9 protein-coding genes and 1 pseudogene are annotated in these 12,379 nt (G+C 64.3%); 5 read left to right on the forward strand and 5 right to left on the reverse strand.

The genetic code is table 11. From position 1 onward, the window contains the following. Positions 1-183 (reverse strand): annotated as a pseudogene (locus tag RFN28_RS27375) (alcohol dehydrogenase catalytic domain-containing protein); the annotation flags it as partial. A gap of 266 nt (positions 184-449) precedes the next feature. On the opposite strand from RFN28_RS27375, the gene RFN28_RS27380 reads away from it, so the two are divergent. Both RFN28_RS27380 and dnaE read left to right on the forward strand, forming a co-directional pair. Then, the gene (locus tag RFN28_RS27380; RefSeq protein WP_320290260.1) at positions 450-2,462 is read left to right on the forward strand and encodes an acetyl-CoA carboxylase biotin carboxylase subunit; all 2,013 of its coding nucleotides are present in this window, start codon (positions 450-452) and stop codon (positions 2,460-2,462) included. Between the two features lie 92 nt (positions 2,463-2,554). Then, entirely contained in the window at positions 2,555-6,082 is a 3,528-nt protein-coding gene (gene dnaE / locus RFN28_RS27385; protein WP_320290261.1) for a DNA polymerase III subunit alpha, read from the forward strand. A gap of 1 nt (position 6,083) precedes the next feature. On the opposite strand, the gene RFN28_RS27390 is transcribed toward dnaE, so the two are convergent. Further along, the gene (locus tag RFN28_RS27390) at positions 6,084-6,971 is read right to left on the reverse strand and encodes a DMT family transporter (RefSeq protein ID WP_320290262.1); all 888 of its coding nucleotides are present in this window, start codon (positions 6,969-6,971) and stop codon (positions 6,084-6,086) included. Between the two features lie 176 nt (positions 6,972-7,147). Between RFN28_RS27390 and RFN28_RS27395 the strand changes: the two genes are divergently transcribed. After that, positions 7,148-7,651 (forward strand): hypothetical protein, encoded by a 504-nt coding sequence (locus RFN28_RS27395; protein WP_320290263.1) that lies wholly within the window; start codon positions 7,148-7,150, stop codon positions 7,649-7,651. Positions 7,652-7,675: 24 nt separating this feature from the next. Here the strand turns inward: RFN28_RS27395 and RFN28_RS27400 are convergent, their stop codons facing one another. Beyond that, positions 7,676-9,004, reverse strand: a complete 1,329-nt coding sequence (locus tag RFN28_RS27400) for a DNA polymerase IV (RefSeq protein WP_320290264.1) — start codon at positions 9,002-9,004, stop codon at positions 7,676-7,678. A 65-nt stretch (positions 9,005-9,069) separates the two neighbouring features. Between RFN28_RS27400 and RFN28_RS27405 the strand changes: the two genes are divergently transcribed. Both RFN28_RS27405 and RFN28_RS27410 read left to right on the forward strand, forming a co-directional pair. Then, a complete protein-coding gene (locus RFN28_RS27405; protein ID WP_320290265.1) occupies positions 9,070-9,645 on the forward strand; it encodes a GNAT family N-acetyltransferase in 576 nt (191 codons plus the stop codon). A gap of 101 nt (positions 9,646-9,746) precedes the next feature. Next, complete coding sequence (locus tag RFN28_RS27410; protein ID WP_320290266.1) at positions 9,747-11,309, forward strand: hypothetical protein; 1,563 nt, start codon at positions 9,747-9,749, stop codon at positions 11,307-11,309. A 12-nt stretch (positions 11,310-11,321) separates the two neighbouring features. Here RFN28_RS27410 and RFN28_RS27415 read toward each other — a convergent pair whose 3' ends face one another. Together RFN28_RS27415 and RFN28_RS27420 are read right to left on the reverse strand one after the other, a co-directional pair. Further along, entirely contained in the window at positions 11,322-11,975 is a 654-nt protein-coding gene (locus tag RFN28_RS27415) for a hypothetical protein (protein WP_320290267.1), read from the reverse strand. After that, positions 11,972-12,271 carry a DUF3572 domain-containing protein gene (locus RFN28_RS27420; protein ID WP_320290268.1) on the reverse strand — a complete coding sequence of 100 codons (300 nt, stop codon included), beginning with the start codon at positions 12,269-12,271 and terminating at the stop codon, positions 11,972-11,974. The genes RFN28_RS27415 and RFN28_RS27420 overlap by 4 nt, the downstream gene beginning before the upstream one ends. Positions 12,272-12,379 lie beyond the last annotated feature (108 nt).

Raw genomic sequence — 12,379 nt, forward strand, 5'->3', positions numbered from 1 at the left:
GCCCAGAATCGCCGGAAAGATGCCCTCCGGATCGGCGCCCGACAAAGTGAACTCATCGGTATGGCAGATGCCGGTCGCCTTGACCTCGACCAGCACCTCGCCCTCGCGCGGGCCTTCGAGGTCCACCTCCATGATCTCCAGCGGCTTTCCGGCACCAACGGCTACTGCGGCTCGCGTTTTCATGAGGCATTCCTCCCAAGGCAGTCGACAAGTTTCAGGTTCCGGCAAGCCGCCAGCTTTGCCATACGATGCGAGATCGCTGGCTGCCCGCCGTTTGTGTAAGCCCATGGTCACCTTACCGAGTTCTTTGAAGATGGCCAACTTTCCTTGCGACGTTTTTCGGCGCCGTATTCGCAACAGGCGCAAAGCGCGCATGCGCCGCCGGCCACTTGAGACACGGCGGGATTGTCCATAGAACTGGACGGCTTCGCCGGAGGAACGACGTCCGAATGTTCAAGAAGATCCTGATCGCCAATCGTGGCGAGATCGCCTGTCGCGTGATCAAGACGGCGCGCAAGATGGGGATTGCCACGGTGGCGGTCTTTTCGGACGCCGATCGCGATGCCGTGCATGTCGAACTGGCCGACGAGGCCGTGCATATCGGGCCGTCGCCGGCCGCGCAGAGCTATCTCCTGCCTGAGAAGATCATTGCCGCCTGCAAGGAGACCGGCGCCGAGGCGGTGCATCCCGGCTACGGCTTCCAGTCCGAGCGCGCCTCCTTCTGCGAGGCGTTGGAGAAGGAAGGCATCGTCTTCATCGGACCCAAGCCCAAGGCGATCCGCGCGATGGGCGACAAGATCGAATCGAAGAAATTCGCGAGCCAGGCGAAAGTCTCGACGGTGCCCGGCTGGCTGGGCGTCATCGAGAACGCCGACCATGCCGAAAGGATCGCCGGCGAGATCGGTTACCCGGTCATGCTGAAAGCCTCGGCCGGCGGCGGCGGCAAGGGCATGCGCATCGCCTGGAGCGAGACGGAAGTGCGCGACGGCTTCGAGCGCGCGCGCTCGGAAGCGAAAAGCTCCTTCGGCGACGACAGGGTCTTCATCGAGAAATTCGTCGTTGACCCGCGCCATATCGAGATCCAGGTGCTGGCCGACGCGCATGGCAATGCGATCTATCTCGGCGAGCGCGAGTGCTCGATCCAGCGCCGCAACCAGAAGGTGGTCGAGGAGGCGCCGTCGCCGTTCCTCGACGCCAAGACGCGCAAGGCCATGGGCGAGCAGGCGGTGGCGCTGGCCAAAGCCGTCGACTACCAGAGCGCCGGCACCGTCGAGTTCATCGTCGACAAGGACAAGAACTTCTATTTCCTTGAAATGAATACGAGATTGCAGGTCGAGCATCCGGTGACGGAACTCGTCACCGGCGTCGACCTGGTCGAGCAGATGATCCGTATTGCCGCCGGCGAGAAGCTCGGCATCAGGCAGAGCGAGGTGAAGCTGAACGGCTGGGCGGTGGAAAGCCGCCTCTACGCCGAGGACCCTTTCCGCAATTTCCTGCCGTCGATCGGCAGGCTGACGCGCTACCGGCCGCCGGAAGAAGGGACGTTCGGCGATGTCGTGATCCGCAACGACACCGGCGTCGCCGAAGGCTCCGAAATCTCGATGTTCTACGACCCGATGGTGGCAAAGCTCTGCACCTGGGCGCCGAACCGGCTGGCGGCCATAGACGCCATGTCGGAGGCCCTCGACAGCTTCGTCGTCGACGGCATCGAGCATAACATCCCGTTCCTGGCGGCGCTGATGCAGCATCCGCGCTGGCGCGAGGGGCGGCTTTCGACCGGCTTCATCGCCGAGGAATATCCGCAGGGCTTTTCGCCGGTCGAGCCGGACGGCGAGGAAAAGGCAGTGTTTGCCGCGATCGCCACCGCGATCGAGCTGCTGCGCCGGGATCGGCTCGATCGCCTCGGCGGGCGGCTGGCGCCGCATTCCGGCCATCTCAAGCGCGACTGGGTGGTGAAGATCGGCACCGACTATCTTTTGGCCGGCATCGTCGACGGCATGGTCTCCATTCCGACGGAGATCGATCTGTCGATCGATGGCGGCAAGCCGCTGACCGTCGCCTCCGGTTGGCGGCCGGGTGACGCAATCTGGCATGGCACGGTCGGCGGCCAAGGAATAGCGGCGCAGGTCCGACCGGTACTGAACGGTCTTCGCATCGCCTGGAGAGGGATGTCCGTGACGGCTCAAGCCATGCTGCCGCGTACGGCGGAGCTTGAAAGGCTGATGCCGGAGAAGCTGCCGCCGGACACCTCGAAAATGCTGCTCTGCCCGATGCCCGGCCTCGTCGTGTCGATCGCCGTCGCGGAGGGGCAGGAGGTCAAGGCCGGCGAGACGCTGGCCGTGGTCGAGGCGATGAAGATGGAAAACGTGCTGCGCGCCGAGCGCGACCTGATCGTGGCGAAGCTTAACGCCAAGCCCGGCGACAGCCTGGCGGTCGACGCGGTGATCATGGAGTTCGCCTGATCTGTGCACAGGCAATCGCTGGACTCGCATCACGCGCTTGCGGACAATACATCTCACCCGAATGTTGAGTCCTTTCGAGCGACACGAGCCCCATGGCGGATGAACGACTTCCACGCGACCCGTTGCAGCGCGAAGCAGCGGTGAAGGCGGCGCAGCCGGAGGCGCCGGCGCGGACCTTCATCCATCTGCGCGTGCATTCGGCCTATTCGCTGCTCGAGGGCGCCCTGCAGCTCGGCGCCATCATCGGCCACGCGGTCAAGGACGAAGCGCCGGCCATCGCTGTGACCGACACCAGCAATCTGTTCGGCGCGCTTGAATTCGCCCAGAAGGCGGTCAAGGACGGCATCCAACCGATCATCGGCTGCCAGATCGATCTCACCTTTGCCGGCGAAGCGGCCGAGGCCCAGCGCGACCGCCGCCGGCATGGGCCGGAGATGTCGCCGGTCGCGCTGATCGCCGCCAGCGAGGGCGGCTACGCCAATCTGGTCCGGCTGATCAGCCGGGTCTATCTGGACACGCCCCCGGGCGAGCCGGTGCATATGACCAGCGCGATGCTGGAAAGCCATTGCGGTGGCATGATCTGCCTGACAGGCGGCCCGCGCGGCCCGATCGGCAGCGCGCTCAAGGCGGACCGCCGCGACCTCGCCGAGCAGCGGCTGCTCTTTCTCAAAACCCTGTTCGGCGACCGGCTTTATGTCGAATTGGAGCGCGTCCAGGGCTATGACCGCATGGTCGAGAAGTCGACCGTCGACCTCGCCTACACCCACGAACTGCCGCTGGTGGCCACCAACGAGGCCTTCTTCTCCAAGCGCGAGGATTACGAGGCGCATGACGCGCTGATCGCCATTGCCGAAGGCTCGGTGGTCGCCGCCGACAATCGCCGCCGGCTTTCGCCGGACAATTTCCTGCGCGGCCAGGCCGAGATGGCGCGGCTGTTCTCGGATCTGCCGGAAGCGATCGACAACACGGTCGAGATCGCGATGCGCTGCTCCTACTATCCAAAGAACCGCAGCCCGATCCTGCCGCGCTTCACCGGCGCCGACGCCGCCGACAAGGATGCGGCCGAGAAGGCGGAGGCCGCCGAGCTTGCCCGTCAGGCACGCGAAGGTCTGGAAGCGCGGCTGGCAAAGCACGGGCCGACGCCCGGCTATACGGTCGAGCAATATCGCGAGCGGCTCGAATTCGAGCTCGGCATCATCGAGAAGATGAAGTTCCCCGGCTACTTCCTGATCGTCGCCGACTTCATCAAATGGGCCAAGTCGCAAGGCATTCCGGTCGGGCCCGGGCGCGGTTCGGGCGCCGGCTCGCTGGTCGCCTATTCCACCACCATCACCGACATCGACCCGCTGCGCTTCTCGCTGCTGTTCGAGCGCTTCCTCAATCCCGATCGCGTCTCGATGCCCGACTTCGACATCGACTTCTGCCAGGACCGGCGCGAGGAGGTCATCCGCTACGTCCAGCAGAAATACGGCCGCGACCAGGTCGGTCAGATCATCACCTTCGGAACGCTGCAGGCGCGCGCCGTGCTGCGCGACGTCGGCCGCGTGCTGCAGATGCCTTACGGCCAGGTCGACAAGCTCTCCAAGATGGTGCCGCAGAATCCGGCCAATCCGGTCAAGCTGGCGGATGCCATCGCCAACGAGCCGCGCTTCGCCGAGGAGGCGGAGAAGGAGCCGATCGTGCAGACTCTGCTCGACACGGCGCAGAAGCTCGAAGGCCTCTATCGCCATGCCTCCACGCATGCCGCCGGCATCGTCATCGGCGACCGGCCGCTGTCGGAGCTGGTGCCGATGTACCGCGATCCGCGCTCGGACATGCCGGTCACCCAGTTCAACATGAAATATGTCGAGCAGGCGGGGCTGGTTAAATTCGACTTCCTCGGCCTGAAGACGCTGACGGTGCTTGAGACGGCGGTGAAGCTCATCCGCCGGCGCGGCGTCGACATCGACCTTGCCCGCATTCCGCTGGACGACAGGGACACCTATTCGATGCTGTCGCGCGGCGAGGTGGTCGGCGTGTTCCAGGTTGAAAGTGCGGGCATGCGCAAGGCGCTGATCGGCATGCGACCGGACTGCATCGAGGACATCATCGCGCTGGTCGCGCTCTATCGCCCAGGCCCGATGGAAAACATCCCGACCTACAACGCCAGAAAGCATGGCGAGGAGGAGATGGCCTCGATCCACCCCAAGATCGACCATCTGGTGAAGGAGACGCAGGGCGTCATCGTCTACCAGGAACAGGTGATGCAGATCGCACAGGAGCTGTCCGGCTATTCGCTCGGCGAAGCCGATCTCCTGCGCCGCGCCATGGGCAAGAAGATCCGCGCCGAGATGGACAAGCAGCGCGAGCGCTTCGTCTCCGGCGCGGTCGAGCGCGGCGTCGGCAAACCACAGGCCGACTTCATCTTCGACCTCCTGGCGAAGTTCGCCGACTACGGCTTCAACAAGTCGCACGCGGCCGCCTATGCGGTGGTGTCCTATCAGACCGCCTATCTCAAGGCGCATTATCCCGTCGAGTTCCTGGCGGCGTCGATGACGCTCGACATGGGCAACACCGACAAATTGGCCGATTTCCGGCAGGATGCGATGCGTCTCGGCATCGAGGTGGTGGCGCCTTCGGTGATGACCAGTTTCCGTCCCTTCGAAGTCGGCGAGAATAAGATCTTCTATTCGCTGGCGGCGCTAAAAGGCGTCGGCGACGCGGCGGTCGAGCACATCGTCGAGAAGCGCGGCGAGAAGCCGTTCAAGAGCCTGGCCGATTTCTGCGAGCGGGTCGATCCGAAGATCGTCGGCAAGCGTGTCTTCGAAAGCCTGATCATGGCCGGCGCGCTGGATTGCTTCGGCCACGATCGTGCCCAGATGTTGGCCGGAGTGGAGCGCATGATGGGGCTGGCATCGCTGGCGCAGCAGAATGCCATCTCCGGCCAGGCCGACATTTTCGGCGCTTCGCTTGGGAGCCAGTCGCAGGCGCTCAACCTGCCGGCGACCGATTCGTGGCTTGCCGCCGACCGGCTGCATCGTGAATTCCAGGTCGTCGGCTTCTACCTTTCGGCGCATCCGCTCGACGAATACAAGACTGCCCTGCAGAAGATGCGGGTGCAGAACTGGGCGGAGTTCTCGGCCGCCGTGAAGCGCGGGGCCGCGGCCGGCCGGCTCGCCGGCACGGTCACCACCAAGCAGGAACGCAAGACCCGCACCGGCAACAAGATGGGCGTCGTGCAGTTTTCCGACACGACGGGCCAGTATGAGGCGGTGCTGTTCTCCGAAGGCCTGGCGCAATATCGCGACATGCTGGAGCCTGGCCGCTCTGTCGTGATCACGGTTTCGGCGGAAGACCGGCCGGAGGGCATCAATCTGCGCATCCAGACCGTACAGTCGCTGGAGGATGAGGCGAGCCGCATCCAGAAGGCGCTGCGCATCTTCGTGCGCGACGCCCAGCCGATCAACATCCTTGCCAACCAGCTTGCCGTGAAGGGCGAGGGGCAGGTCAGTTTCGTGCTGATCAAGGAAGCCGGGCAGGGGGAGGTGGAGATCGAACTGCCCAACCGCTACCGCATCTCGCCGCAGGTCGCCTCGGCGATGCGCGCGGTGCCCGGCGTGGTGGAAGTGGAACTGGTCTAGCTCAGGAAACCGCCGCCTCTGCTTCCGCGGCCTGAGGCGCCTTCCTCTGCAGATTGAGCAGGTTACCCATCAGGATCAGCATGGCGCCGCCGGCGGTGAAGACATCGATCTGTTCGCGATAGAGCAGCCAGCCGACCAGCGCCGATAGCGGCACTCGAAGGAAGTCCATCGGCGAGATGATCGTGGCGTCGGCATAAGCGAGCGCTCGCGCCAGGCAGAAATGCGACGACATGCCGGTGAAGGCGATAACGACGATCCACGGCCAGAGCGCGAGCGATGGATTGCGCCACTCGTAGAGAGCCGGAATGAGGCCGGCCGCCGACTGGATGATCAGCATCCAGAAAATGATGCGCACGACGCTTTCGGTGCGGGTCATCGATTTTACCAGGACCATCGAGATGCCGAAGCAGACGGCGGCACCAAGGACGATAAGTTGGCCGGGATCCATCGAGCCGGCGCTGGGGCGCACGATGATCACCACGCCGATCAAGCCGAGCGCGATCGCAGTCAGTCGTGCTTTCGAAAGTCTCTCGCCGAGGAAGCTGACGGCCAGGATGGCGGTCCAGATCGGCGTCGTGAATTCGATCGAGATCAGCACCGCGAGCGGGATCAGCGTCAGCGCATAGAGCCACGCCGCCTGCCCGGTGTAGTGGATGACATTGCGTGCGACATGGGCAAGCGGACGCTTCGTGCGCATCGCCGCGAAGCCGCCGTTGGTCATCACCAGCGGCAAAAGGATCAAGAAACCGATCACCGAGCGCAGTTCCAGCACCTGGAAGACGTTGAGCTCGGCCGTCGTTTCACGGCCGGCAATCGACATCCCCAGGAAGGAGGCGATCGACATCGCCATCCAGAACGCGGCCTTGGGGATAGAGGGAGCGGGTGCCATGACCGCTATTTCGCAAACCGGGCTTTCGACCGCAATCTGTAGTCGCAGCATTCGACTGGGCCAGCCCGCGCGGTGTTAAAAAACAGTCACCTTCAGAGCGGAACCTGCGGCCCTTGCAGGCGTTCGAGTCGTCATATTCACAGCCTTGGCACTTCCGATGCTGGAGGGGACTTCCGATGAAATCGATGATGCTGCTTTTGCTCGCCGGCGGACTGATGACCGCGGTGAATGCGCGTGCCGACGATGCCGATTTCCTGCGCTCGTTCCAGGGCAGCTTCGCCGGCAATGGCACCCTCAAGGTGAGTGCGAACGCGCCGACGGTGAATATCTCCTGCACCTTCAAGTCAGGCGCCACTGCGACATCGCTGTCGCTGGACGGCGAATGCCGGGGGCTTGTCCTGATGACGCGCGAAATCAGCGCCGATCTGAAGGCCACCGGCAGGGGCTACAGCGGTGTCTATATCGGCTCGCGCACCGGGCCGGCGCAATTGAACGGCAGCCGTTCGGGCAATGCACTCAATCTCGGCATCCGTTGGGCAAAGTTGGTCAACGGCGATCGTAAGGCGCGATTGACCGTCGAGAAGACCAGCAGCGACGGCATGCGGCTGACGGTGACCGATACCGATCCGGAAACCGGCAAAACAATGGTGACAAGCCGGATCGATCTGCGGCGCAGCTGATGGAGCTGCAAATATCGGCCGATCTTAATCCTCGATCGGCTCGGGCGGATTGGCGGCCCGGCCTTTGCCGAATGTATAGCCGGTTTCGACAGCCTTCTTGCCGAACTTGTCGCGCAGCGCGTCGATCGCACCCTCGGCCAACGCGCGCTTCCTCGACTGGAGGTCGACGAGATCGGGCGGATCGGCCTTCTCGTCATCGCAGAGATCGCTGACGCCTATGCCGAGCAGGCGGAATTTCGTGCCGTCCGCCTCGCGGCGCAGCAGGTCGAGCCCGGTCTGGAAGATGCGGTCGGCCAGCCGTGTCGGGTCGCCAAGCTGGCGGTTGCGGGTGCGGAGCTTGAAATCCTGCGTCTTCAGCTTCAGCACCACGGTGCGCCCGGCAATGCCGGATTTCTTCAGCCGTGCCGAGACTTTCTCCGAAAGGCCGCGCAGCACCGGCACCAACTCCGCCAGGGCGGCGATATCGTTGTCGAAGGTGGTTTCGGCCGACACGCTCTTGGCGTCACCGTCGGGGTCGACGCGGCGGTCGTCCTCGCCGCGCGAAAGCCGGTAGAGCCGGTCGCCCATCACGCCATAGCGGCGCATCAGCTCGCCGCGCTCCATACGCTGCAGCTGGGCGATGGTGCGGACGCCGTCGCGTTCCAGCGTCGCGGCCAGCGCCTTGCCGACGCCCCAGATCAGCGTCACCGGCTGTCCGGCGAGGAAGCTCGGCGCTTCCGCCTCGCCGATGACCGAGAAGCCGCGCGGCTTGCGGAAGTCCGACGCGATCTTGGCGAGGAATTTGCAATAGGAGAGGCCGGCCGAAACGGTGATGCCGAGTTCCTTTTCGACGGTTTGCGCGAAGCGCGCCAGCACAAGCGCCGGCGGCATGCCATGCAGCCGCTCGGTGCCGGCGAGATCGAGAAAGGCCTCGTCGATCGACAGCGGTTCGACCAGCGGCGTCAGCGCCTGCATCAGCGCGCGCACCTCGCGGCCGACCCGGACGTATTTTTCCATGTTGGGAGGAATCACCACGGCGTCCGGGCAGGCTTCGAGCGCCTTGAACATCGGCATGGCCGAACGCACACCCTGGATGCGGGCGATGTAGCAGGCGGTGGAGACGACGCCGCGCCTGCCGCCGCCGACGATCACCGGCTTGTCCTTCAGCGCCGGATTGTCGCGCTTTTCGATCGCGGCGTAGAAAGCGTCGCAGTCGATATGGGCGATGTGCAGCCGGTAGAGTTCCGGGTGGCGGGCAAGGCGGGGGCTGCCGCAGCGCTCGCAGCGGCGCGTCTCGCTGCGCTGCAGGGCGAGGCAGTCGCGGCAAAAACCGTGTTCGGGATTGTTGACAGGAGCCGCCATCGCTGCGAACATAAAGAGAACAAACGCAATGGTACGACAGTGCAGGGCCGGCAACAAGCTTGGCCTGGGGAGAACGCATGAGCACGACCATAGTACCGCTGACCCCTGAGCGCTGGACCGATTTCGAGGATCTTTTTGGCAAGCAAGGCGCCTGTTACGGCTGCTGGTGCACGCATTTCCGGCTGACGCCGGCGGAGCGCCGCGCGAGCGACCGCGAGCACAACAAGGATCACATCAAGGCCCGCATCGAAGCCGGCCCGCCGCCGGGGCTTCTGGCTTTCGAGGAGGACAGGGCCGTCGGCTGGATGCAGATCGGTCCGCGCGCCGACGTGCCCGAATGGAACAACCAGGGCAGGGGTTCGGCACCGGTCGATCCTGCCGATGCCGGCGATCCGACTGTCTGGGCGATCTCCTGTTTCTTCATCCGCGCCAAGGCGCGGGGCAGGGGGATTACGCACCGCCTCGTCGATGGCGGCATAGCGTTCGCGCGCGAGAATGGCGCCAGGCTGCTGGAGGCCTGCCCGATCGATCTGTCGCGCGATTCGCGCTCGATCGGACTGTTCGTCGGCTCATCGCGCGTGTTCGAGAAGGCAGGGTTCGAGAGGCTTGTGGAACGCAAGCCCGGCCGGCCGCTGATGCGGCTGGTGCTTTAGCGGCGCGGGCTTTTGGCGTACAGTCGCCGTCTTGCGGCTGTAACGCTTCTTTCCTACCAGAAGCACGAAACGATTTCGCCTTCCGAGAACGGAGAACCGACGTGAAGCGTGTTTTGCCAGTTGTTGCAGTTCTTGCATTCAGCGCGCCTGTCTTGGCCCAGACGGTCGATAGCCAGGGCGCGAAGCAGCTTTCCGACAATCTGGCGCGCTATTTCGGCAAGCAGGCTTTCGACAAGGGCGTGCTCAAGGTCTCGGTCGAAGGCGACGCCTATAAGATCGCGCTCGACATCAAGGCACTGGTCAACGCCCTGCCGGACCAGAAGCCGTTGAAATTCGACCTTGCGCCTTATGCCTTGATGGTGAAGCCGCGCAGCGATGGATCCTGGGACGTCGCGTCGGATTTCTCCCAGAGCATGTCTTTCGAATTCAACGGACCGGAAGGCCTGCAAAGCATGCAGCTCGCGGTCAAGGACGGCAAGGGCACCGCCGTCTACGATCCGATTCTCGCCGCCTTCACCAGCGGCGCCAGCTCGATCGGCGGCATGACGATGACATCGCGGGAAGCCAAGCAGCAGGCGGACCTCACCACCGGCGCCGGCACCGCGACCATTGCCGCCACCAAGTCGGCCAATGGCGGCGTCGACTTCAAAGCGGCGCAAAAAGTCTCGAGCTTCGCCGAGACGATCAAGATCGACGATCCCAACAACGGAATGAATTTTCCGATCACGCTGAGAACGCCGGAACTGTCGGTGGATGCGAACGGCAAGGGCGTGCGGACAAAGCCGCTGCTCGACCTGCTCGCCTTTGCCGTGGCCAATGAGGACGAAGCCAAGCTCAAGGCGAACCAGGCGGAGCTCAAATCGCTCATGCTGGCCGCGCTGCCCATCTGGGAAAGGATCGACGGCACCTACGGCTTCAAGGATTTCGAGGTGGAGAGCCCTGTCGGCAAATTCGGAGCCAAGCAGTTCAGCACCGCATTCGGCATGGACGGCGTCTCCCAGAACGGCAAGGTCGATTACGCCATCAAGGCCTCCGGCCTGACGATCCCGCAGCAGACGCTGCCCGGCTGGAGCATCGCGCTGCTGCCTACGGATGTCGACCTGAATTTCGGCGGCGCCAATATCGATCTCGACACCATGGCGAAGAAGGCGATCGAAGCCTTTGATCTCAATAAGAATCCGCCGCTGTCGGATGAGTTCGGCGACGCTCTGGTCGCCGACTTCCTGGCCAAGACGCCCAAATTTGTCCTCGGACACAGCACGGTGAAGAATGGCGATATCGAGGTCGCGATGGAAGGCGAGATGACGTTCCCGGGCAAGAAGCCGGATGCGACCATGACCGTCGATGTCGCGGGCTATGACAAGATCGTGCAGGCCCTGCAGGAGGGCGCCAAGAGCGACGAGCAAATGGCGCAGGCTTTCCCCTTCGCACTCGCCGTCAAAGGTTTTGGCAAGGCGTTGCCGGACGGCCGGCTGGAATGGGTCATCGATGCCAAGGCCGACGGTTCGGTCACGGTCAACGGCGCCATGCTGAAGCCGGCTGATGCAGTTCAGAACGATGGCGCCGGCCAGGACTCCGGCTCGGGTCAGGATGACGGCGCGGACCAAGATGACGGCTCCGGCCAGGATGACAATGGCGGCGCCGGAGCGAAGCTGCAGCCTTAGCGCAGGGCCACTTTAGAGACCGAGCGCGCTGGCGATCTTAGGCGCGGCTTCGGGCCAATCGTTCACGGCGATGATGTCGTCCGGCGTCGGCGGCAGGAAGGCGCGCAGCGCGTTGTCGGCCATCAGGTGGAAGAGATGCGCGTCAGCAACCGAATTACGTGCCGACAGCAGGTTGGAGGGCTGGTCATCGACGAAGGCGACCGGCCTGCCTTTGGCGCCGCGCAGCTTGGCGATGGCCGGTCCCTTCGCCATTTCCGTGGTGAGCAGCGGGTAGCTCAGGCCGAGCGCGTCGAGATGCGCCCGGCGCACGACGCGATGTTTGTGCGGCATGGCGGTCAAGAGCACGATCTCGGCGCGCTCGCCCAGCGAAGCCAGCGCTTCCGCGGCGCCGTCGATGACGTCTTGCCAGTCGGCCTGCGCGTCGAAGAAGTCTCCCAGAAGCGCGGTCACCTCGGCCTGCTCGATCAATCGACCGGATTCCGTTTCGGCGATGTTGCCGGTGAGACGGAAGGAGGCGAGCGTCAGCCCGAAGCCGCGCGATATCAGGTAGAGCGGGAAGGGCCGGATGAACTCGAGCACGACATCGTCCACGTCCAGCACCAGGAGCGGCCGGTCGTCAGCGGCAAGCTCCTCGATCTGGCGCGCGGTCTCCGGATCGTCGCTCATGTCGAGCGCTCGTGATCGTCATTGCCGAGCGGCAGCGCCCGCAAGGCCTTGCCGACGGCGGCGGGCGGTGTGCCGGTCTCCTCCGCGAAACGCAGAAGCGTCGGCTCGTGGGCGAGGATGAACTGCAGCACCCCGCCGAGGAAGCCCGGCTCCTGCGCCGCCTTGCGGATCGAGTTCGCCTCGATGCCGGTGATCGCCAGGAAACGTGGCAACAGTTCCGGATCGCCGGCGATGAAGCCCAGCGCCCTGACGGCAAGGGTTTCCGCCTCCTCGCGCATTGACGCTGCGTTCGCCATCGCTACCTTTGCCGATGTGGATTTTTTGAGTCTTCCTTCCGAAGTAATGGCAAGCGTCGCCTGCGGCAAGTCTCAGCCGCTTCAGCCTCTGCACCCGCAAGTGGAATC

This window comes from Mesorhizobium album (assembly GCF_033977205.1).
GTDB lineage: Bacteria > Pseudomonadota > Alphaproteobacteria > Rhizobiales > Rhizobiaceae > Mesorhizobium > Mesorhizobium album.